The following is a 20,283-nucleotide window of genomic DNA, read 5'->3' as shown; positions in this document are numbered from 1 at the left end:
ACTGCTGATGGCGATGGATGCACGCGAGATCGAACGGCTAATCAAGGAGGGCATTCCTGACGCGAAGGTTACCATCCGCGATCTTGCAGGCGACGGCGATCACTACGCAGCCGAGGTCGTCGCCGAGAGCTTTCGGGGAAAAAGCCGCGTGCACCAGCACCAGATGGTCTACAATGCGCTGCAGGGAAACATGGGCGGCGCGCTGCATGCACTGGCGCTGCAGACCAGCGTTCCGGAGTAGCGCATGTCCGTCGCCGATTTCGTCAAGGGCGTGGTCGCCGATGTTCTCGAAGACATGCTGCGCAAATCATCGGCCAGCAAGCGCGCCAAGCGGCGCAAGCGGACCAGCAGCCTCACCGTTGCCGAAAGGCTGCGACGACTTGAGCGTCAGGCCAGCAAGCCGGCGAAACGCCAGACCAGCAAAAGAAGAACGGTAAAGGCGCGGTCGAAGGCGAAGCGACGCAGCTACTGAGCAGTGCCTGCCGGCTTTTCTCTTACAGCCAGGATCGGCCCCGCGGGATGGCTCCCGCCAACGAGATATTTGCTGCCGTCGTGAAGCGCCGAAATGGCGCCGTCGAAGAAGAGCGCGTTCCTGATTCCCAATCCGTCGCGAAACAGCCGGGCGAAGCTGCCGAGGCTGACTGGCTGGCGCGAGATCGCGAAGACAACCTGTTTGCCGCCATTCGTACCTACGCCGTTCCTGATGTAGCGGGAGGCGCCATCCGCCTCGAAACGCGGATGCAAGCTGCCGTCGATCACCAGCATCGGGCCGGACTGCGTGGCGAGCACCGGCTTGATTCCGGAAGCAGCGAATGCGCCTGATTCCATGACGCCAGCGTTGCCGGCTTGATCGACATAGAACACGCCATTCGGTTTCATGAAGAAGTTGCCGGGGGCCTCGCCGAGATTGAGCGGCGACGTCTCGCGGCCATCTTCGACATAGAGACCGACCGGGGTTAAATCCTCGTGATACATGCCGGCGTTGGTGGCGAAGACGAATGGCTCCGCTTTCGCGAGCGCGGCAAGGTTTCCGTAGGGTTTCGCTGTCGCGTCAACCCGCCTGAGGACGAGATCGTATTGGTCGAGTTCGACCTCGCAGACGATGTAATTCACCGCCTCGAAGGCCATCTCGCGGCAGGGTGGCGGCAGATAGGCGGCGGGTTGCGGCTTCGGCTCGGTCACAGGCTCAGGTATCCTCCACAACCAAACCAGTGCGCCGACCGTCGCAAGAAGCAGTAGAAGAAGGCCTGCTATCCAACGACTCATCCCTGGTCCATTCTTTGCCGCCTTGTTTCAAACCGGCAGTGGGTTTATTTGATTGGCATGTTTCGGGCCCCACTCCCACGGGCATGAAAGGATAAACTATGAGCGGAATCAGCGAATACATCGACAGCGAGGTGAAGGGCAACGACGTGGTGCTTTTCATGAAGGGCACCCCCGGCTTCCCGCAGTGCGGCTTTTCCGGTCAGGTCGTTCAGATTCTCGATTATGTCGGCGTCGACTACAAGGGCGTGAACGTCCTCACCTCCAACGAACTACGCCAGGGCATCAAGGAATACTCCAACTGGCCGACGATCCCGCAGCTCTACGTCAAGGGTGAATTCGTAGGCGGTTGCGACATCATCCGCGAGATGTTCCAGTCTGGCGAGTTGCAGTCCTTCCTTGATGAGAAGGGCGTGACCGTAAAGGCCGCCTGACCACCATTGCACCCGTCTGGCCCGGAGAAATTCGGGCATTGTCCCTTGAATGCGCCGGCTTCCGGCGCATTTCCTTTTGATTTGGAATGATCGCATGGATCAGCAGCCAGCCCCCGCAGCACAAGCGTTCAAACTCCTGATTCCGCGCTGGGAGTTCATCGCGCTGGCGGCTGCCCTGATGGCGCTCAATGCGCTCGCCATCGACATCATGCTGCCCGGCCTGCAACAGATCGGAGCCTCGCTGGGCGTCGAGAACGAGAACCATCGGCAATATGTGATCACCGCCTACATCGCGGGCTTCGGGATTTGCCAGCTCTTCTTCGGGCCGCTCTCGGATCGCTTCGGACGCAGGCCGCCGCTGCTGGTGGGACTCGTAATCTACGTCGCGGCCGCTCTCGCCGCCGCCTTCGCACCCAGCTTCACGAGCCTGCTCATCCTTCGGTTCGTGCAGGGTATTGGCGCTGCAGCAACACGGGTTATCACCGTGTCCGTCGTTCGTGACGTCTTTGGCGGCCGCGCCATGGCCGAAGTGATGTCGCTGGTCTTCATGGTGTTCATGGTCATCCCGGTCGTCGCGCCGGGAGTAGGCCAGATCGTGATGCTGTTTTCCGAGTGGCACATGATCTTCGTCGTCATGGCGCTGATTGCGCTTGCTGTCACCCTTTGGGCAACGTTTCGGCTACCGGAAACGCTACGCCCCGAATATCGTCGCGCCTTCAATATCCGCACCATTGCCGACGGTTTCCGCATCGTGCTGACCAATCGCGTCTCGCTTTGCTACATGCTGGCAACGACAGCGATCTTCGGCGCGCTATTCGGCTTCATCAACTCTGCCCAGCAGGTCTATGTCGGCATCTACGGGCTCGGCGTATGGTTTCCGGTCCTGTTTGCTGCCGTCGCTGGCATGATGGCCGTGTCGTCCTTCGTCAACTCACGGCTCGTCGGGCGGTTCGGCATGCGCAAGCTCTCACATGGCGCGCTGGTCGGCTTCATCACGGTCACCAGCCTGTGGTTCGTGCTGTCGCTGTTCGGCCAGTTGCCGATCTATGTCTTCGTGCCGCTCTTCGCCGCCGCAATGCTCCAGTTCGGCTGGATAGGATCGAATTTCAACTCGATCGCCATGGAACCGCTCGGCCATCTGGCCGGTACCGCTTCATCCGTACAGGGTTTTACACAGACGGTCGGCGGAGGGGCCATCGGGGCGACGATCGGCCAGCTTTTCGACGGCACAACCACGCCGCTGGCCGCAGGGTTCTGCGCCGTCTCCCTCATCGCATTGACCTTCGTGCTGATCGCCGAACGCGGGAAGCTGTTCCAGACACACATCCACCCGAAGACGTAGTCTTCACTCGCCGCCGGGCGCGAGACCTGCAAAATCGAATAGTTTCGTGTCGAGCAAATGCGAGAGGCGGACGTTCGTCATGGCGCGGATCATCGTGTCCTTGCGGCCGGGCATTTTCGCCTCGATGTCAGTCAGCATCGCCTTCATTGCATTGCGCTGCAATCCGTCCTGGCTTCCGCAGAGGTCGCAAGGGATGATAGGGAACGCCATCGCGTCGGCAAACCGCGCAAGGTCGGTTTCGGCGGAAAAGGCAAGCGGCCTCAAGACGAAGAGATCGCCCTCGTCATTGAGCAGCTTTGGCGGCATGGCGGCCAGCCGGCCCCCATGGAAGAGGTTCATGAAAAAGGTCTCGAGGATGTCCTCGCGGTGGTGGCCGAGCACCAGCGACGAACATCCCTCCTCGCGGGCGATGCGATAGAGGTGCCCGCGCCGCAGCCGTGAACACAAAGAGCAATAGGTGTTGCCCTCCGCGATCTTGTCGGTCACGACCGAGTAGGTGTCGCGATATTCGATGCGATGATCTACGCCGAGCTTATTCAGGAACTCCGGCAGGACATGTTTCGGGAAGTTCGGCTGCCCCTGGTCGAGATTGCAGGCGAGCAGATCGACAGGCAGCAGGCCGCGCCATTTGAGGTCCAGCAGCAGCGCCAGCAAGCCATAGGAGTCCTTGCCGCCCGAAAGCGCCACCAGCCAGCGGTCGCCCGCCTTCACCATCCCATACTGCTCGATGGCCTCGCGGACATTGCGCACGAGACGCTTGCGCAGCTTGTTGAACTCCAGCGACGACGGCACATCGCGAAAGATCGGATGCGTTCCGCCCTCGGCTTCATCAATCTGGTCTTCCGTGACGGCGATGTTCATTGTCTCGTTCCGATTATACGCCGAAAATAGACCATCCGGTGCGCTGCGCCAGCATTTCCAGCGCCTGCGATCCCAGAAGCGAATTGCCGTTTTCGTTGAGCCCGGGCGACCATACCGCAACGGAGGCTTTGCCGGGCGCAACGACCAAGATGCCGCCGCCAACGCCGCTTTTGCCCGGCAGACCGACGCGGTAGGCAAAATCGCCGGAGCCGTCGTAGTGACCGCAGGTCAGCATGAGCGCATTGATACGCCGCGCGCGGTCGCGCGACACGACCGTATGCCCGGTCACCGGGTTGCGGCCGCCTGCTGCGAGGAACAGCCCCGCATGGGAAAGCTGGCGGCAGCTCATCGCCAGCGCGCACTGGTGGAAATAAACGCCGAGGACGTGTTCGGCGGGGTGATCCAGCTTGCCGAAGGAGCGCATGAACTGGGCAAGAGCGAAGTTTCGAAAGCCCGTCTCCGTTTCGGAGCGGGCGACGCGATTGTCGATCACGATGGTCTCGTCACCGGCCAGGAAACGCACGAACTGGACGATCTCGCCGATCGCTTCCTTCGGTTGATGTCCGGCCAGCAACACGTCAGCCACGGCTATGGCTCCTGCGTTGACGAAGGGATTGCGGGGCTTTCCATGTTCAAGCTCCAACTGGACGATGGAGTTGAACGGCGTGCCGGACGGCTCGCGTCCGACCCTGCTCCACAACCGGTCGCCCACCGTGCCGAGCGCCAGCGTCAGCGTGAAGACCTTGGAGACGCTCTGGATCGAAAAGGCCGTGTCTGCCTCGCCGGCAGTGAACTCCCGTCCGTCGATTGTGGTGACGGCGATGCCGAAATGGCCGGGGTCGACGGCAGCCAGTTGCGGAATATAGTCGGCCACCTTGCCGCGTCGTGTCTTCGCGGCCATCTCCCGATGGATGTCGTCCAGCAACTCTTGCAGGTCGTCCATCTGCCGTCTCCATCCACAAACGAAAAAGCCGCCCGAAGGCGGCTTTCCCTGAAATCCTTACCCTTCGGGCCTGTTAGCGCGAGTAGAACTCGACCACCAGGTTCGGTTCCATCTGCACCGCAAACGGAACGTCGGCAAGGCCCGGCACGCGCTGGTAGGTCGCGACCATCTTGTTGTGATCGACTTCGATATAGTCAGGCACGTCACGCTCGGCCAGCGCAACGGATTCGAGCACGATCACGAGCTGCTTCGACTTCTCGCGAACTTCGATCACGTCGCCCGGCTTGCAGCGGTACGAACCGATGTTCGTGCGGCGGCCGTTCACGTTGACGTGGCCGTGGTTGATGAACTGGCGGGCCGCAAAAATCGTGGGCACGAACTTGGAGCGATAGACGACGGCGTCGAGGCGCGACTCCAGGAGGCCGATCAGGTTCTCGGAGGTGTCGCCCTTGCGGCGGTTGGCCTCCTCGTAGATCTTGCGGAACTGCTTTTCCGAAACGTCGCCGTAGTGACCCTTCAGCTTCTGCTTGGCGCGCAGCTGCAGGCCGAAATCGGACAGCTTGCCCTTGCGGCGCTGGCCGTGCTGGCCGGGACCATATTCACGCTTGTTGACCGGGGACTTCGGACGACCCCAGATGTTTTCGCCAAGACGGCGATCGATCTTGTATTTCGCGGATTCGCGCTTGCTCATCGCATTCCCTTTCAAAATAATGCACCCGGAACGACATGTGCCGGGAGAAGGAAACGCGCCCTCCTCTGGTCTCCGTTTTCGAGACCTGACAGGGTTTCCCACGCACGCTTTGCGAAGAAACCCACGGGACACGTCAAATAGCACCGCCGGACCTTTCGGCCCGGCGATGGCGGCTAACTAGTCGAAGGGTTGCGGATTGTCAACGCTACGGCCAATCGGCAGATCAATCCTTCTTGTAGGGCAAGCTCTTGCGCTTGGTCTCGGCGAACTCCTCAAGCTGCTTTTCGCTCATGGATTCGTACATCTCCTTCGATGCACCCTTGAGTTCGCTCTTCTTCGTCTCGCCGCGCTTGGCAGACAGGGCAGCGCCGGCGGCCATCTGCTGTGCCTTGGATTTCGCAGGCATTTTTGCCTCCTGTGGTCGGGCAGGAGAAACGCTGGCGGCTAGACGAATGTTCCGGCTGCCTTCACCCCTGTACCGTCAGGCCGAACCCCTGCATCAGCCGGCGCGTCGTGAACTCCGTCTTGCCCGAGGTGAACACCGCAATATCGGCTCGCTCGGACAAGACCGTTGCACGCTGCGCGCCAAGCAGCGAAAGCGCACGCCTTGCGATCGCCTCGGCGGGATCGATCCAGTCGACAGGCCATGGCGCCGTCTTGCGCATGCGGTTTACCAGGAAGGGATAGTGCGTACAGGCCAGCACCACGATGTCGGTTCGCTGGCCATCCTGCTCCATGAAGCACGGCGCGATCTCGGCGCGCACTGCCTCCTCATCGACAAACCCGTCCCGCATGTAGGTTTCGGCAAGCTGGGCGAGATTGCCACTGCCGACCAGCCTGACATGGCATTTCGAAGCCCATTGCCGGATCAGGTCGCGCGTATATTGCCGCTTCACCGTGCCGGGCGTGCCGAGCACCGACACCAGCCCCGAGCGCGTGCGCTCCGCAGCGGGCTTGATGGCGGGCACCGTGCCCACGAAGGGGTGGCCGGGGAAACGCTGCCGCAACGCATCCATGACCAGCGTGGAGGCTGTATTGCAGGCGATGACCGATATCTCGGGATCGAAGCGTTCGAGCAGGTCGGCGAAAAGCGACAGTATGCGCTCCCTTAGCGCCGGCTCCTCCCACGCGCCATAGGGGAACCCGGCGTCGTCCGCGACATAGACGAAGCGCCGGTCTGGCATCAGCACGCGGGCTTCACGCAGCACCGTCAATCCGCCGATGCCGGAATCGAACATCAGGATCGGGCGGTCAGCCATTGTCGTCATCCTTGGGCTCGGCCGGCTTGCGGCGGTAATCGCCGTCTTCGTGCGCGTCGCGGTCGGCCTTCGCCTTGCGTTCGGGATAGCCCTCACCGCGCGGCGCGCGCGGCGAAAAATAATCGAGCGAAGAGACGATACCGCGCAGGACCTTGATTTCGGGCTCCGTAAAACCCGGCCGCGTCAGCACGGCGCGCAGATTGTCCACCATCTTGGGCTTCTTGGGCGCAGGCCGGAAATAGCCGCGCGCCTCCAGCGCTGCCTCCAGATGATCCAGGAGACCCTGAAGCTGGTGCTTTTCGGCCGGTTGCGCATCGGGTCCCGAGAAGGCCGTGTCGGTCTCCTTCTCCAGACCGGACTTCATCCACTCATAGGACATCAGCAGCGCTGCCTGCGCGATGTTCAGCGACGCATATTCGGGATTGACCGGGAAGGTCACGATCTCGTCGGCTAGCGCAACCTCTTCATTGTAGAGGCCGAAACGCTCCCGGCCGAACATGATGCCGGTCCGCTCGCCTGCTCTTGCCCGCGTTCTTAGCACCCTGCCCGCCTCGACGGGGCCGCGAACCTGTTTGAAGCCGTCGCGCTCGCGCGCGGTCGTCGCATATACGAAGTTCAGGTCGGCAAGCGCCGAGCGCAAGTCATCATAGACGACCGCCGCATCGACGACATGGTCGGCCCGGCTTGCTGCGGCACGCGCCTTCTCGCTTGGCCAGCCGTCGCGCGGGCTGACCAGCCGGAGTTCCGACAGGCCGAAATTGGCCATGGCGCGGGCGACCATGCCGATATTCTCCCCGAGCTGCGGCTCGACGAGAATGATCGCGGGGCCCTTCTGCGAATTTGCGGAGGCGATGCTGGATGCCATGGTTTCCGGTCAATCAGATTTGCGAACTTTCTGTGTCCCTGCCATAGATGCATGCGGAATTGAAGCTTCGGACGCCGACGTGTCTGGCAAGAGCCCTCCCCCCATCATAACGCAGTTCGGTCCGGCGGCTTCGGTCGCGCTGGCGGTCGTGATCGCTCATGCGCTCGGCCTCAGCGACAGCTGGTGGGCGGGTATCAGTGCTTTCGTCGTCATGCAGGAGAACCTCTGGGCCTCCTTCTATAGGGGATTCCTGAGGATCGCCGGCTCGGCCGTCGGCGCAGCAATCGCCTTCGTTGCAGGTCCGGCGCTTGGTCCCTTTCCCCTCATCTTCGTGCCATTCATGGGCCTTGTCACGTGGGTGGGCCTCATCGGTGCGGTCGTTTACTCGCACGGTTACGCATGGGTGCTGGCGGTCGTCACCTTCGTCATGGTGATGTGCGAAGCCATCGGTCCAAACCACGATTTCGGCCATTTCGCGCAGGAGCGCGTCATAAATGTCGTGGTCGGAACCAGCGCGTGCATCCTGATCGCAGCCTTGATCGAAATCGTGCTGCGGCGCCGTCACGACCTATCCCGCAAATCGAACCAACCGCAGCAGCAGACGCAGATCGACACGCGCGAGGCCATAGTCCATGCCCTGCCCGGCGGACTGGTGATCGCCCTTCTTGCCGGCCCAGCAAGCCTATGGCAACTCGACGCCGTAACGCAGGGAATGGTGACGACAATTGCGGTACTTGTCGTTCCGCTCGACCACCGTTCGGGCCTCCCGCGCTTTCTGGTGATCGACCGCATGTATCAGCGGATCGCCGGCTGCCTTCTGGCCGGTGCGGTTGCCTTCCTTCTGTTCCCGTTGATCGAGGACAAGCCGATACTGTGTCAGGTGGCGCTTTTCGCGGGCGTCCTCGCCGGAACGATCGCGCAGACGCGGTTTCCGACGAGGCGCTACGCGGCGATGCAGTTCGTCATCGCCTTCATCATGGTGTTCGTGCAGGACAAGGGCTGGACGGTCGACGAGCAGCAGGCATTCGGACGTCTGGCAGGAGTCCTGGTGGGGATCGCCACGCTATACCTGCTCTACGCTGCGGTCCAACGCTTCGTCCCAAAGCCGAATTGACGTTGCCGCATGCGCCGCTGCTTTGTATAGGAACCGCATTCCAGACCGTCGCTCCTGGCAACGGTCGCTCCCAAAGCAAGGTTGGTTTCTATGGCGAAGATCAAGGTGGACAATCCGGTCGTCGAACTGGACGGCGACGAGATGACCCGCATCATCTGGCAGTTCATCAAGGACAAGCTGATCCACCCCTATCTGGACCTCAAGCTCGAATATTACGACCTCGGCGTGGAACATCGCGACGCCACCGAGGATCAGGTCACGATCGATGCGGCCAACGCGATCAAGAAATACGGCGTCGGCGTGAAATGCGCGACCATCACACCCGACGAGGCGCGCGTCGAAGAATTCAAGCTCAAGAAGATGTGGAAGTCGCCGAACGGCACGATCCGCAACATCCTCGGCGGCACCATCTTCCGCGAACCCATCATCATGAAGAACGTGCCGCGCCTCGTGCCCGGCTGGACGCAGCCAATCGTGGTCGGCCGTCATGCCTTCGGCGACCAGTATCGCGCGACCGACTTCAAATTCCCCGGCAAGGGCAAGCTGTCGATCAAGTTCGTCGGCGAGGACGGCAAGACCATCGAGCACGAGGTGTTCGATGCGCCCGGCGCCGGCGTCGCGATGGCCATGTACAACCTCGACGAGTCGATCCGCGAATTCGCCCGCGCCTCGCTGAACTATGGCCTGATCCGCAACTATCCGGTCTATCTCTCCACAAAGAACACGATTCTCAAGGCCTATGACGGCCGCTTCAAGGACATCTTCCACGAGGTGTTCGACGCCGAGTTCGCAGAAGAGTTCAAGGCGCGCAAGATCTGGTACGAGCATCGTCTGATCGACGACATGGTTGCCTCCGCGCTCAAGTGGTCGGGCGGCTACGTCTGGGCCTGCAAGAACTATGACGGCGACGTGCAGTCCGACATCGTGGCGCAAGGCTTCGGCTCGCTCGGCCTGATGACCTCGGTGCTGATGACGCCGGACGGCAAGACGGTGGAAGCGGAAGCCGCGCACGGCACGGTGACGCGCCATTACCGCCAGCACCAGAAGGGCGAGGAAACCTCGACCAACTCGATCGCCTCGATCTTCGCGTGGACGCGCGGGCTGGCGCACCGCGCAAAGCTGGACGGCAACGAGCCGTTGAAGAAGTTCGCCGAGACGCTGGAGAAGGTCTGCATCCAGACGGTCGAGTCCGGATACATGACCAAGGACCTGTCGCTGCTGATCGGCCCCGACCAGCCGTGGCTCTCCACCACCGGCTTCCTCGACAAGATCGACGAGAATTTGCAGAAGGCGATGGCGTAAGCCTTCACCCCGCCAGAAAAAACCCCGGATCGCTCCGGGTTTTTTTTATTGCTCGGTCAGGCGGCCGTAAGAGCCGCCTTCACCGCCGCGATCGCTTCCGCCGCCTTCGTTGCGTCCGGGCCGCCGGCCTGGGCCATGTCGGGACGGCCGCCGCCGCCTTGCCCGCCAAGTGCTGCGGAGGCGACGCGGACCAGATCGACGGCGCTGAAGCGGCCGACGAGATCGTCGGTAACGCCGACCACGACGCTTGCCTTGCCGTCGTCGCTGGCGCCGACGAAGACGACAACGCCGGAGCCCAGCGACGACTTGCCGGCGTCGGCGAGCGATTTCAGGTCCTTCGGCGCGACGCCGGTCACAGATTTGCCGAGGAAGCCGACGCCGTTGACGACTTCGTTCTCGCTCGCCGCTCCGGCTCCAGCGGATGCGCCGCCGCCCAGCGCGAGTTTCTTGCGCGCATCGGCCAGTTCGCGCTCGAGCTTCTTGCGCTCTTCCATCAAGGCCTCGACGCGCGCCGGTACGTCGCCAGCCGCGACCTTCAGCGTCGCCGCCACAGATTTCAGCCGGCGGTCCTGCTCGTCGAGATAACGGCGCGCCGCCTCGCCGGTCAGCGCCTCGATGCGGCGCACGCCGGCCGCGACCGGGCTGTCCGAGACGATGCGCACGAGGCCGATGTCGCCGGTGGCGTTCACATGGGTGCCGCCGCAAAGCTCGATCGAATAGGGCCGGTTCGCCTTGGCGCCATGCAGGCCGGTGCCCATGGAGACGACGCGCACCTCGTCGCCGTACTTCTCGCCGAACAGCGCCATCGCGCCTTCGGCACGGGCGTCATCGACCGACATCAGCCGCGTCGTGACCGGGCTGTTCTGAACGACGATTTCGTTGGCCATGCGCTCGACTTCTTCCATCTCCTCCGGCGCAACCGGCTTGTTGTGCGAGATGTCGAAGCGCAGGCGCTCGGGCGCGACCAGCGAACCCTTCTGGGCAACGTGGGTGCCGAGCACCTCGCGCAGCGCCTCATGGATCAGATGGGTCGCGGAGTGATTGGCGCGCAGGCGCGAACGCCTGTTGTGGTCGACCTTGAGTTCGACCGCGGCACCTGTCTTGACCGAGCCTTGCGCCACCCTGCCGAGATGGACGAACAGGCCGTCGGCCTTCTTCTGGGTGTCCGTGACCTCGATGGCGAAACCCTCGCCCGAGATCGTGCCGGTGTCGCCCATCTGGCCGCCGGATTCGCCATAGAAGGGCGTCTGGTTGACGATGACGGCGACGTTGTCGCCCTCGCCGGCGGCATCGACTTCAGCGCCGTCCTTCACCAGCGCCAGCACGATTCCCTCGGCCTGCTCGGTGTCGTAGCCGAGGAATTCGGTCACGCCGGCCTTCTCGCGCACCGGGAACCAGACGGTTTCGGTCGCCGCCTCGCCCGAGCCCGCCCAACTCTTGCGCGCCTCGGCCTTCTGGCGCTCCATCGCATCCTGGAAGCCGTCGAGGTTGACGGAAATCTCGCGCAGGCGCAGCGCATCCTGCGTCAGGTCGAGCGGGAAGCCGTAGGTGTCGTAGAGCTTGAAAGCGGTCTCGCCGTCGAGCATATCGCCGGCCTTGAGGCTCGCGGTCGCGTCCTCGAGGAGGCCAAGACCGCGCGCCAGCGTCTTGCGGAAGCGCGTTTCCTCCAGCTTCAGCGTCTCGGTGATGAGCGCCTCGCCGCGCGTCAGCTCGGGATAGGCCTGGCCCATCTCGCGCAGGAGCGCGGGGACCAGCTTGAACAGCAGCGGCTCGCTGGCGCCAAGCAACTGGCCGTGGCGCATGGCGCGGCGCATGATGCGACGCAGAACGTAACCCCGGCCTTCATTCGACGGCAGCACGCCGTCGGCGACGAGGAAGCAGGACGAACGCAGGTGGTCGGCGATGACGCGGTAGGACGCGACGTTTTCCGCATCGGGACCCCGGCCAAGGGCGGACGCGGTGGCGTCGATCAGATGGCGGAAAAGGTCGGTCTCGAAGACGCTGTCGACACCCTGCAGGATGGAGGCCATGCGCTCAAGACCCATGCCGGTATCGATGGACGGGCGCGGCAGGTCGATGCGCTCCTCCTTCGTCACCTGCTCGTATTGCATGAAGACGAGGTTCCAGAATTCGAGGAAACGGTCACCGTCCTCCTCGGGGCTGCCGGGCGGGCCGCCCCAGATATGCTCGCCGCGATCAATGAAGATTTCCGAGCACGGGCCGCAGGGGCCGGTGTCGCCCATCGCCCAGAAATTGTCCGAGGTCGGGATGCGTATGATCCTGTCGTCGGAGAAGCCCGCGATCTTCTTCCAGAGGGCGGCGGCATCGTCGTCGGTGTGGTAGACGGTGACGAGAAGCTTGTCCTTCGGGAGGCCGAAATCCTTGGTGATCAGGTTCCAGGCAAGCTCGATGGCGCGCTCCTTGAAGTAGTCGCCGAAGGAGAAATTGCCGAGCATTTCGAAGAAGGTCAGGTGGCGGGCGGTGTAGCCGACATTGTCCAGATCGTTGTGCTTGCCGCCGGCGCGTACGCTTTTCTGCGCCGTGGTGGCGCGCGAGTAAGGGCGCGTCTCCAGCCCGGTGAAGACGTTCTTGAACTGCACCATGCCGGCGTTGGTGAACATCAGCGTCGGGTCGTTGCGCGGCACGAGGGGGCTGGAGGCCACGACCTCGTGACCGTTCTTCCTGAAGTAATCGAGGAAGGTCGACCTGATCTCGTTCACGCCACTCATGGAAATGCCTTCTGAAACGGGCGCCCGGCCCGGAATTTGGGTTGGGGCCTTTTAGCCGCCGGCCCTGTGGCTGTCCAGAAAGCGGTTTTGGTTCAGCGAATGCGCGCGGCGCGTTCCGCAAGCCCCCCCCACCCGGGGTGGCCCCCTTTGGGAGGGTTATGCGCGCGCTTCATCGTCGCCACGCCCTGCTTTCGCAGTCTGGCCATTGAAGGATGTGGGAAGCGGCGCATGGCAGCGACGTCTTATAAGTAAGTAAGTTGACGCGCTGCCATGCGCCGCCGGCGTTTATCGGCCTGCCGGCGCCCGGCCCATCGGACTCCGATATTCTGGAGTCCGCGAGCGCACGAGGCGGCAGACGGTCGGACGTCCCGCTCAGTCCAGCGGAAGCACCCGGCGCCACACTTGCCCCTGAATGCTGGCTGTACACACCAGGTCCCACAGGCAAGTTGCGGGAGGAAGTATCGTCTAGATCAGAAGGACGTGGATAAGTCGGGCGACTTTTTCCCGCCTGAGCGAATAAAATCAATGGGTTGGGTGGAGTGTCTTTCCACACATTGCGGGCCCTTCCTTGTCCCCTTGAGGGAGAAGGTGGCTGAGCGCAGCGAAGCCGGATGAGGGGCACCTGGCGCTGACTTACCCCTCATCCGTCTCGGCGCCGTCGCGCCGATCCCCCTTCTGCCTCAAGGGGAGAAACAAGGGGGATCAGTTTTGCACCCTCAGAGCGCCGCCGAGAGGTTACGGCATGGATCCTAGGGTCGCGCTGCGCTTGCCCTAGGATGACGAAGTGAAGAGGGACCGCGCGGCCCCGCCTTGTCTCTCAGGAGAAAGATGACAGCACAAACAAAACCGCCGGCCCAAAGAGGCCGGCGGTCTTACACGCACTACGCTTTTGGATTGGCTCAGCCGGCCGCGGCGTCGTCTTCGTCGAAATCTTCGCGCGATCCGTTCTCGAGGAACTTTTCGGCGATCAGGCCGGCATTCTGGCGCAGGGTGAGTTCAATTTCCTTGGCCACCTCGGGATTGTCGCGCAGGAAGAGTTTTGCGTTCTCGCGACCCTGCCCGAGGCGCTGCGAGTTATAGGAAAACCAGGCGCCGGACTTCTCGACCACGCCGGCCTTGACGCCGAGGTCTACCAGTTCGCCGGTCTTGGAGACGCCTTCGCCATACATGATGTCGAACTCGACCTGCTTGAAGGGCGGGGCCAGCTTGTTCTTGACCACCTTGACGCGGGTCTGGTTGCCGACGACCTCGTCCCGGTCCTTGACCGAACCGATGCGGCGGATGTCGAGGCGGACGGAGGCATAGAATTTCAGCGCGTTGCCGCCTGTCGTGGTTTCTGGCGAGCCGAACATGACACCGATCTTCATGCGGATCTGGTTGATGAAGATGACCATCGTGTTGGAGCGCGAGATGGAGGCGGTGAGCTTGCGCAGCGCCTGGCTCATCAGGCGGGCCTGAAGGCCGGGCAGCGAATCGCCCATCTCGCCCTCGATTTCGGCGCGGGGGGTGAGTGCTGCCACCGAGTCCACCACCAGAACATCGACAGCACCGGAGCGCACCAGCGTGTCGCAAATCTCCAGCGCCTGCTCGCCAGTGTCAGGCTGCGAGATCAGAAGGTTCTCGAGATCGACGCCAAGCTTGCGGGCATAGACCGGATCGAGCGCGTGTTCAGCGTCGACGAAAGCGCAGATGCCGCCCTTCTTCTGGGCCTCGGCCACCGTATGGAGCGCCATCGTGGTCTTGCCGGAGCTTTCCGGACCGTAGATCTCGACGATACGGCCGCGCGGAAGTCCGCCAACACCGAGCGCGATGTCGAGCCCGAGCGAACCGGTCGATACTGTCGCGATCTCGACCGCCTGTTCGTTGGCGCCGAGCCGCATGATCGAGCCCTTGCCGAAGGCGCGTTCGATCTGCGAAAGCGCGGCATCCAGAGCCTTAGTCTTGTCCACCGAATTATCCTCTACGAGCCGCAATGAATTCTGCGCCATGATATCACCCCTTGGTCAGCAATGAAGGCCGGAACGCTGCTTCCTTTTGTCTTATGTACATGGTTTGTTCTATTTTTGCAATAGGTCTCAAATTATTGAAAAATAACGATTTATTGCATTTGTTCTTTTTTTATTCCATCCGACCGCATCCGGATGTATCCCCTTGAAACATGTAAGCTGATTTGCTATATGTTTCTCTATGAGCACGAAACAACCCAAAATCCCGACCCTGAAGCAGTTCCTCGAACAGTTTCCGACAGATGATTCGTGCCTCGAACACCTGATGGAAACACGCTACGGAAAGCGCCACGTTTGCGCCAAGTGCGACAAGCTGGCGAACTTCCATCGCGTGAAGTCGCGCCGCTGCTACGAATGCGATTTCTGCGGCTATCAGGTCTATCCGACCGCAGGGACGCCGTTTGAGAACACGCGCACGTCATTGCGCGATTGGTTCACCGTCATGTTCCTGTTTTGCACGTCCCGCAACGGCGTGTCGGCCAAGGAAGTCCAGCGCACTATCGGCGTGACCTACAAAACCGCTTGGCGCATGTGCAACCTGATCCGCCAGTATATGGGCTACGTTGACGGCGACACGCCGCTTGGTGGTCCTGACGGCAAGATCGTGGAAGCCGACAAGATGTTCTATGGCGGCAAGGACAAGAAAGGCGAGGACGACAAGTCGGTCGTGCTTGGCATGATCGAACGCGGCGGTGAGGTCATCACCCGCGTTCTGCCTTCCAAGGGCGCTCGTCAGGTTCTCCCGGCCATCTTCCAGTGGGTTAAGGGCGGTTCCCGTATCGCTACGGACGAAGCTGGCGCGTTCCGAGACCTATCCGAAAATGGCTACCTTCATGGCACGATCAACCATCGTGAAGGGCAGTATGTGAACGGACAGGTCCACACCAACACGATTGAAGCCTTCTGGTCGCACGTGAAGCGCTCTATGCGCGGGACTTACGTGTCGGTTTCGAAGAAGTGGCTCCAGACGTACCTTTGGGAGTTTGAGTATCGCCAGAACTTCCGGAAGCAGCCTCACGTGATGCTCGACGTTCTTTTGCGCTCGTTCCCGCGTCCTTATGCGGATACGTGACCATGGCTTTTAGCAGGCGGTTAAAACGTTCATTGTCCGTCAGCATTCTGGCTTTCTCGCATCACGCGCTCGATTACGGCCCCTCGCTTCACTTGCGCGACAATCCCGACCAACACCAAAATGATGGCCAACGGGATGCCCAGCCAATTTACCGTGAACTGCAAGGCAGAGGCGGCGGCTGGAGCCCCACCTCCCGCTAGGATCATATCCTTATTGATGTCGATACAAAATGTCGCCACGGCGGCGGCGAACGAGAATGCTGACGCCGAAACAATGTTGGTCAACCCGATAGTATCCAAATCGGAATCTGTGAAATTATAAGATTTGAGGGCGCGCTTTGTGTGCGTCACAGTAATGCCCCCCTGATTGTTCCCAAACGCTGCTGATTGCTCACGCTGAACGGGGACAACAGGGCCTGACGCACCCTGTGGCCCCTCTTGGAAACGAGGGGATGTGTTTCCGTAGGAAGCGGGTTGCTTACGCGGATTTGCCACGGTTTAGCTCCGCTAATCGCTGCTCGAAATCCTTTTCCAACTCTGGTTCGTACTGCTCTAAAAGCTTGCCGAGAATTAGCTTTAGCTCGAAGGCTTGTTCCCGTGGCAGGGCTAGCGCCACGCGATAATGCGCGGGCGAATTCGGGTCCCTCCGCTCCCCAAAGGCTATTCGAATTGCTCCATTCCCTATGTCTCTCAAAACGAACGTATTCGAGATCGCCGTTGGAACGGTGTAGGAGGTTTCCAGTTCGTCGTCCGAAACATTGCGGGGTTCGTATTTCATGACGCGTCCAATCCTTTAGCGATGGCGCATCAATAACACGATTCTGAGAAATACCTCGACTCACGCTAAATTGCGCAAGATCGGGGGAAGCAATCATGTCCAACCGCGACTGGCTCGGAAGCGCAGCGCTAGCAACAGTTGGGTTGGGGGTGTGCCTGTTTCTTGGCATCTTGTTGGCTGGCGTAACCATCTCAGAGTACGCCAAAGTACACGAGGTTAATGCCGCTTATCAGCGCAATGCCGAGCAAGATCGACAGCACGCCGCCAATGAAGCAGCAGCATCCTGTGAAGGCATTTCGGGAGCCGCTTTCCGTGCTTGTGTATCGCAGGCCCTGGAATCCTACTATCGCGAGCAAGCAACCAACGAGGATTTGAAAGCCCAGAAGGATATGGCCTTTTGGGCCTTTATGATCTTTGCCCTTGGTATCGTCCAAACCGGGTTGTCTGGGGTGGGTATCTGGTATGTCATTCTCAACCTGCGCGAAGCTCGGAAAGTCACTGCGCAAGCCGCTCACGGCAACCGCCAAGCTGCCCGCGCCGCTATTGCTGCACAGAATTCGGCAGATGAAGCGAGACGGGCCAACGAAGCTTCCGACATCCGATGGGTCGTTGAGAACCGTCCTTGGCTGACCATAGAAAGTGAGCCTTCCGTTCATTTGTTTTCGCATGGGGGCAAGCGCATAAACCTCAGGGTCGAACTGACAGTCAAAAATGTCGGGAAGACGCCCGCTTTCGACGTCGAGCTTGAAGTGAGGTTGGCAACCAGCCAAATGACGAATGCTAAGGTTGATGTGCTCGACACAATGGCCAGCGAACTCACTGGTGCTAAGAAGGAATGGCGCTTCGGGAACAAGATTGTTTTCCCGAACAAGGTTGAGCACATGTTCGGTATGACCGAGGATTTGCCTGAAATTACTCCTCAGGAAGCTATCGGTTTGAACCTCCACGTATTCATATGCGTCATCTACCGAACCAAGGGGCAAGAGACAGCGTTCCATACCGCTATTGGCGCATGTGGAGCCGCGACCGATCTGTACAAGATCACCGCCCCAAACAGCCCAGACGCAACTATCCTTGATGCGATCAAAGTTTCCTTGATGCCGCGCTGCCAATCCGTTGGCTGAGGCACCCAGCAGAATCATCAAACCCAGTAGGGTTAGAAGCTCAATCCGCTTACATGTTTCAAGGGGATACATCCGACCGCATCAGGATGTATCTCCTTGCGAGAACCGACGGCGACAACGCTGCCCGAATCGAGGTGTGGTTGCGGGGTGCCTGCCCCGGACATAATCTCCGGCAAAACCCGGGCCTACCACTAATGACAGTTCCAAAAATCCTCGCCGTCGGCGGCGCGCATATCGACCGGCGCGGGCAGATGACGAGCCCGTTCATTCCGGGCGCGTCCATACCGGGAACCATGCGCGAGGATGTCGGCGGTGGCGCGTTCAACGCGCTGCGCTCGGCCGTGCGGCTGGGCGCGCGAGGGGCGATGCTGTCGATGCGCGGTGGCGACGGGGCCGGCGAGACGGTTGCCCGCGCGATTGCAGAGGCAGGGATCGAAGACCTCTCGGCGGTCTTCCTCGACCGCTCGACGCCGAGCTACACGGCGCTGCTCGACGCTGCGGGCGACGTGATTGCGGCGCTGGCCGACATGCAGCTCTACGAGATCGCCTTTGCCAAGCAGTTGCGGCGCGCCAAGGTGCGCGAGGAGGTCGCTGCGGGGGATGCCATTCTCTGCGACGCCAACGTGCCGGCGGCCGGGCTGGAGAAGCTCGCCTCGCTTGCCGCCGGCAAGCCGCTCTTCGCGATCGCCATATCGCCCGCCAAGGCGGTGCGGCTGGCTGGCATGCTGCAGGCGCTGACCTGCCTCTACATGAACAGCCGCGAGGCCGCGGCGATCGCTGGTGTCGATAGTGGTGCGCCCATCGCGGATCTGGTTGAAGCCCTGCGCGGTTTGGGCCTCGGTCGCGGGGTCATCACGCATGGTGACAGGCCGGTTACGGCGTTCGACGCTTCCCAAACCATCGTGGTAACACCGCCGCCGCCGCGACGGGTGGCCGACGTTACCGGCGCGGGCGATGCGCTGGCTGGGGCCATGACGGTCGCAATCCTGCACGACAGGCCGATGGACGTCGCCCTGCGCGAAGGCGTCGCGGCGGCGTTGCTGGCGATCGAGACGCCGGACGCCGTGCCGGACCTGTCGCAGCCGGCGCTCCGCGACATGCTGGCCCTTGTGCCGGAGGCGGTTGAAATGCCAAGGAGCAAGCCATGACCCCAGACACCGCCCGCGCTTACGTCGACGTCCTGCCTTCCGTGGCCTCCGCCCTTGCGGCCGGACGGCCGGTCGTGGCGCTGGAAAGCACGATCGTCACGCATGGGATGCCCTATCCGCAGAACAGCGTGATGGCGGCCGATGTCGAGAAGATCATCGCCGACGAGGGCGCGGTTCCGGCGACGATCGCGGTGATCGGCGGCCGGATCAAGATCGGCCTGTCGGACGGCGAGCGGGAATCGCTTGCGATGACGTCGGGGGCGATGAAGCTGTCGCGGGCCGACCTCGCCTTCGCAGTGGCGCAGGGGCGTACGGGCGGTACCACCGTCGCCGCGACGATGATCTGCGCGCACATGGCGGGCATAAAGGTGTTTGCGACGGGCGGCATCGGCGGCGTGCACAAGGGCGCGGAGGACACATTCGACATCTCGGCCGACCTCGACGAACTGGCGCGGACGCCTGTGATTGTGGTGTCGGCCGGAGCGAAAGCGATCCTCGACATAGAGAAGACGCTGGAGGTGCTAGAGACGCGCGGCGTGCCCGTCGTGGCGCTGGCGGCTGATTTGATGCCCGCCTTCTGGTCGCGGGAGTCGCGCTTCCGTGCGCCGCTCAGGCTGGAGAAGCCGGAGGACATCGCGCGGCTGTTCGAGACTAGGCGCAGGCTGGGGCTGGACGGCGGCCTGCTGGTCGCCAACCCGGTGCCGGAAAGCGACGAGATTCCGGCCGAAGAGATGGCAGGGTACATCGAGGCGGCGCATCGCGCGGCGCAGGAGCAGAATATCGCGGGAAAGGCGGTGACGCCGTTCCTGCTGGCGAAAATTCTCGAACTGACGGACGGCGCGAGCCTCAAGACCAACATCGCCTTGGTCGAGAACAATGCGCGCATTGCGGCACGGATCGCCAAGGCGCTGGCTGGCTGATTATGCCTTTTTTCGCTTCGTTTTTCTTTTTGGGACCCTAACGGCCTCGACCCGGACCGAAGCCTCAATCGCCTTGCGCGCCCACGGTGTCATCTCGTCGGGATCGTCGAGCGCTTCGTCAGGGATGCTCCAATAGGGCATCGGGGTGACCCTGCCGGTTTTGGAATGGGTGTAGACCCATTGCCGGCAGCCGGCGGCCAAGAAGTCCGGTACGGAAGTCTCGTCGGCCTTGAACATCAATTCGTCGTCGAGGTCGATCGCGAAGATCAAGCCGTCGCGGTAGATACTCTTGCCGCCGAACATTTTTCGGATGCTCACCGGCCCGACGCCGGCGAGGAGTTCGTGGATGCGATCATTGTCCATCGAGGGAGTATGGCAGCAGCCGCAGCACCTGTCATTGCCTGGCCCCGCCCCTGCCCCATATGCTGCTGAC

Annotated in this window: 22 protein-coding genes; 10 read left to right on the top strand and 12 right to left on the bottom strand. The window is 61.8% G+C overall.

Going from position 1 to position 20,283, the window contains the following annotated elements:
- Positions 1 to 7 precede the first annotated feature (7 nt).
- Entirely contained in the window at positions 8 to 241 is a 234-nt protein-coding gene (locus ABMA32_RS17675) for a BolA/IbaG family iron-sulfur metabolism protein (protein ID WP_349015124.1), read from the top strand.
- 3 nt (positions 242 to 244) lie between these two features.
- Positions 245 to 472 (top strand): hypothetical protein, encoded by a 228-nt coding sequence (locus ABMA32_RS17670; RefSeq protein ID WP_349015123.1) that lies wholly within the window; start codon positions 245 to 247, stop codon positions 470 to 472.
- On the opposite strand, the gene ABMA32_RS17665 is transcribed toward ABMA32_RS17670, so the two are convergent.
- Positions 466 to 1,182 carry a phosphodiester glycosidase family protein gene (locus ABMA32_RS17665; RefSeq protein WP_349015122.1) on the bottom strand — a complete coding sequence of 239 codons (717 nt, stop codon included), beginning with the start codon at positions 1,180 to 1,182 and terminating at the stop codon, positions 466 to 468. The genes ABMA32_RS17670 and ABMA32_RS17665 overlap by 7 nt on opposite strands.
- Before the next feature lie 182 nt (positions 1,183 to 1,364).
- On the opposite strand from ABMA32_RS17665, the gene grxD reads away from it, so the two are divergent.
- Both grxD and ABMA32_RS17655 read left to right on the top strand, forming a co-directional pair.
- Positions 1,365 to 1,697, top strand: a complete 333-nt coding sequence (gene grxD / locus ABMA32_RS17660; protein ID WP_292773082.1) for a Grx4 family monothiol glutaredoxin — start codon at positions 1,365 to 1,367, stop codon at positions 1,695 to 1,697.
- A gap of 94 nt (positions 1,698 to 1,791) precedes the next feature.
- Positions 1,792 to 3,039 carry a multidrug effflux MFS transporter gene (locus ABMA32_RS17655; RefSeq protein WP_349015121.1) on the top strand — a complete coding sequence of 416 codons (1,248 nt, stop codon included), beginning with the start codon at positions 1,792 to 1,794 and terminating at the stop codon, positions 3,037 to 3,039.
- Positions 3,040 to 3,042: 3 nt separating this feature from the next.
- Here ABMA32_RS17655 and ttcA read toward each other — a convergent pair whose 3' ends face one another.
- The 6 genes from ttcA to ABMA32_RS17625 form a co-directional block, all read right to left on the bottom strand.
- Positions 3,043 to 3,900 carry a tRNA 2-thiocytidine(32) synthetase TtcA gene (gene ttcA, locus ABMA32_RS17650; RefSeq protein ID WP_349015120.1) on the bottom strand — a complete coding sequence of 286 codons (858 nt, stop codon included), beginning with the start codon at positions 3,898 to 3,900 and terminating at the stop codon, positions 3,043 to 3,045.
- A 13-nt stretch (positions 3,901 to 3,913) separates the two neighbouring features.
- On the bottom strand, positions 3,914 to 4,843 hold the full coding sequence (locus ABMA32_RS17645) for a glutaminase (RefSeq protein WP_349015119.1): 930 nt from the start codon (positions 4,841 to 4,843) through the stop codon (positions 3,914 to 3,916).
- Positions 4,844 to 4,916: 73 nt separating this feature from the next.
- Positions 4,917 to 5,534, bottom strand: coding sequence for a 30S ribosomal protein S4 (gene rpsD / locus ABMA32_RS17640; RefSeq protein ID WP_292773076.1), 618 nt, complete (start codon positions 5,532 to 5,534; stop codon positions 4,917 to 4,919).
- 223 nt (positions 5,535 to 5,757) lie between these two features.
- Positions 5,758 to 5,940: a DUF3008 family protein gene (locus ABMA32_RS17635; RefSeq protein ID WP_349015118.1), complete on the bottom strand. Its 183-nt coding sequence runs from the start codon at positions 5,938 to 5,940 to the stop codon at positions 5,758 to 5,760.
- Between the two features lie 61 nt (positions 5,941 to 6,001).
- Complete coding sequence (murI, locus tag ABMA32_RS17630; protein ID WP_349015117.1) at positions 6,002 to 6,793, bottom strand: glutamate racemase; 792 nt, start codon at positions 6,791 to 6,793, stop codon at positions 6,002 to 6,004.
- Entirely contained in the window at positions 6,786 to 7,658 is an 873-nt protein-coding gene (locus tag ABMA32_RS17625; protein WP_349015116.1) for an RNA methyltransferase, read from the bottom strand. The genes murI and ABMA32_RS17625 overlap by 8 nt, the downstream gene beginning before the upstream one ends.
- Before the next feature lie 79 nt (positions 7,659 to 7,737).
- Between ABMA32_RS17625 and ABMA32_RS17620 the strand changes: the two genes are divergently transcribed.
- Together ABMA32_RS17620 and ABMA32_RS17615 are read left to right on the top strand one after the other, a co-directional pair.
- The gene (locus ABMA32_RS17620; protein WP_349015115.1) at positions 7,738 to 8,772 is read left to right on the top strand and encodes an FUSC family protein; all 1,035 of its coding nucleotides are present in this window, start codon (positions 7,738 to 7,740) and stop codon (positions 8,770 to 8,772) included.
- A 90-nt stretch (positions 8,773 to 8,862) separates the two neighbouring features.
- Entirely contained in the window at positions 8,863 to 10,074 is a 1,212-nt protein-coding gene (locus tag ABMA32_RS17615; protein ID WP_349015114.1) for an NADP-dependent isocitrate dehydrogenase, read from the top strand.
- A 56-nt stretch (positions 10,075 to 10,130) separates the two neighbouring features.
- Here ABMA32_RS17615 and alaS read toward each other — a convergent pair whose 3' ends face one another.
- Together alaS and recA are read right to left on the bottom strand one after the other, a co-directional pair.
- On the bottom strand, positions 10,131 to 12,803 hold the full coding sequence (gene alaS, locus ABMA32_RS17610; protein ID WP_349015113.1) for an alanine--tRNA ligase: 2,673 nt from the start codon (positions 12,801 to 12,803) through the stop codon (positions 10,131 to 10,133).
- Between the two features lie 899 nt (positions 12,804 to 13,702).
- Positions 13,703 to 14,791, bottom strand: coding sequence for a recombinase RecA (gene recA, locus ABMA32_RS17605; protein ID WP_292773063.1), 1,089 nt, complete (start codon positions 14,789 to 14,791; stop codon positions 13,703 to 13,705).
- Positions 14,792 to 14,990: 199 nt separating this feature from the next.
- Between recA and ABMA32_RS17600 the strand changes: the two genes are divergently transcribed.
- Entirely contained in the window at positions 14,991 to 15,881 is an 891-nt protein-coding gene (locus ABMA32_RS17600) for an IS1595 family transposase (RefSeq protein WP_349015112.1), read from the top strand.
- 29 nt (positions 15,882 to 15,910) lie between these two features.
- Here ABMA32_RS17600 and ABMA32_RS17595 read toward each other — a convergent pair whose 3' ends face one another.
- Positions 15,911 to 16,165: a hypothetical protein gene (locus ABMA32_RS17595; protein WP_349015111.1), complete on the bottom strand. Its 255-nt coding sequence runs from the start codon at positions 16,163 to 16,165 to the stop codon at positions 15,911 to 15,913.
- A 193-nt stretch (positions 16,166 to 16,358) separates the two neighbouring features.
- Positions 16,359 to 16,658, bottom strand: a complete 300-nt coding sequence (locus tag ABMA32_RS17590) for a hypothetical protein (RefSeq protein ID WP_349015110.1) — start codon at positions 16,656 to 16,658, stop codon at positions 16,359 to 16,361.
- Between the two features lie 95 nt (positions 16,659 to 16,753).
- Here ABMA32_RS17590 and ABMA32_RS17585 point away from each other — a divergent pair, with 95 nt between their 5' ends.
- From ABMA32_RS17585 to ABMA32_RS17575, 3 genes are all read left to right on the top strand, one after another.
- Positions 16,754 to 17,782, top strand: a complete 1,029-nt coding sequence (locus tag ABMA32_RS17585) for a hypothetical protein (protein ID WP_349015109.1) — start codon at positions 16,754 to 16,756, stop codon at positions 17,780 to 17,782.
- Between the two features lie 194 nt (positions 17,783 to 17,976).
- Positions 17,977 to 18,930 (top strand): carbohydrate kinase family protein, encoded by a 954-nt coding sequence (locus ABMA32_RS17580; RefSeq protein ID WP_349015108.1) that lies wholly within the window; start codon positions 17,977 to 17,979, stop codon positions 18,928 to 18,930.
- On the top strand, positions 18,927 to 19,850 hold the full coding sequence (locus ABMA32_RS17575) for a pseudouridine-5'-phosphate glycosidase (RefSeq protein WP_349015107.1): 924 nt from the start codon (positions 18,927 to 18,929) through the stop codon (positions 19,848 to 19,850). Before ABMA32_RS17580 ends, ABMA32_RS17575 begins: the two co-directional genes overlap by 4 nt.
- On the opposite strand, the gene ABMA32_RS17570 is transcribed toward ABMA32_RS17575, so the two are convergent.
- Positions 19,851 to 20,213 (bottom strand): TfoX/Sxy family protein, encoded by a 363-nt coding sequence (locus ABMA32_RS17570; protein WP_349015106.1) that lies wholly within the window; start codon positions 20,211 to 20,213, stop codon positions 19,851 to 19,853.
- Between the last annotated feature and the right edge of the window lie 70 nt (positions 20,214 to 20,283).

Source organism: Mesorhizobium quangtriensis (genome assembly GCF_040081925.1).
Taxonomy (GTDB): Bacteria; Pseudomonadota; Alphaproteobacteria; order Rhizobiales; family Rhizobiaceae; genus Mesorhizobium_K; species Mesorhizobium_K quangtriensis.
The sequence above is the reverse complement of the archived record's forward strand: the minus strand, read 5'-3'. Positions and strand labels throughout refer to the sequence as shown.

Excerpts from the sequence above, each read along its gene's own strand:
- ABMA32_RS17675 (WP_349015124.1), top strand. The coding sequence starts at position 8 with ATGGCGATGGATGCACGCGAGATCGAACGGCTAATCAAGGAGGGCATT.
- ABMA32_RS17670 (WP_349015123.1), top strand. The coding sequence starts at position 245 with ATGTCCGTCGCCGATTTCGTCAAGGGCGTGGTCGCCGATGTTCTCGAA.
- grxD (WP_292773082.1), top strand. The coding sequence starts at position 1,365 with ATGAGCGGAATCAGCGAATACATCGACAGCGAGGTGAAGGGCAACGAC.
- ABMA32_RS17655 (WP_349015121.1), top strand. The coding sequence starts at position 1,792 with ATGGATCAGCAGCCAGCCCCCGCAGCACAAGCGTTCAAACTCCTGATT.
- ttcA (WP_349015120.1), bottom strand. The coding sequence starts at position 3,900 with ATGAACATCGCCGTCACGGAAGACCAGATTGATGAAGCCGAGGGCGGA.
- ABMA32_RS17645 (WP_349015119.1), bottom strand. The coding sequence starts at position 4,843 with ATGGACGACCTGCAAGAGTTGCTGGACGACATCCATCGGGAGATGGCC.
- rpsD (WP_292773076.1), bottom strand. The coding sequence starts at position 5,534 with ATGAGCAAGCGCGAATCCGCGAAATACAAGATCGATCGCCGTCTTGGC.
- ABMA32_RS17635 (WP_349015118.1), bottom strand. The coding sequence starts at position 5,940 with ATGCCTGCGAAATCCAAGGCACAGCAGATGGCCGCCGGCGCTGCCCTG.
- murI (WP_349015117.1), bottom strand. The coding sequence starts at position 6,793 with ATGGCTGACCGCCCGATCCTGATGTTCGATTCCGGCATCGGCGGATTG.
- ABMA32_RS17625 (WP_349015116.1), bottom strand. The coding sequence starts at position 7,658 with ATGGCATCCAGCATCGCCTCCGCAAATTCGCAGAAGGGCCCCGCGATC.
- ABMA32_RS17615 (WP_349015114.1), top strand. The coding sequence starts at position 8,863 with ATGGCGAAGATCAAGGTGGACAATCCGGTCGTCGAACTGGACGGCGAC.
- alaS (WP_349015113.1), bottom strand. The coding sequence starts at position 12,803 with ATGAGTGGCGTGAACGAGATCAGGTCGACCTTCCTCGATTACTTCAGG.
- recA (WP_292773063.1), bottom strand. The coding sequence starts at position 14,791 with ATGGCGCAGAATTCATTGCGGCTCGTAGAGGATAATTCGGTGGACAAG.
- ABMA32_RS17600 (WP_349015112.1), top strand. The coding sequence starts at position 14,991 with ATGAGCACGAAACAACCCAAAATCCCGACCCTGAAGCAGTTCCTCGAA.
- ABMA32_RS17590 (WP_349015110.1), bottom strand. The coding sequence starts at position 16,658 with ATGAAATACGAACCCCGCAATGTTTCGGACGACGAACTGGAAACCTCC.
- ABMA32_RS17585 (WP_349015109.1), top strand. The coding sequence starts at position 16,754 with ATGTCCAACCGCGACTGGCTCGGAAGCGCAGCGCTAGCAACAGTTGGG.
- ABMA32_RS17580 (WP_349015108.1), top strand. The coding sequence starts at position 17,977 with ATGACAGTTCCAAAAATCCTCGCCGTCGGCGGCGCGCATATCGACCGG.
- ABMA32_RS17575 (WP_349015107.1), top strand. The coding sequence starts at position 18,927 with ATGACCCCAGACACCGCCCGCGCTTACGTCGACGTCCTGCCTTCCGTG.
- ABMA32_RS17570 (WP_349015106.1), bottom strand. The coding sequence starts at position 20,213 with ATGGACAATGATCGCATCCACGAACTCCTCGCCGGCGTCGGGCCGGTG.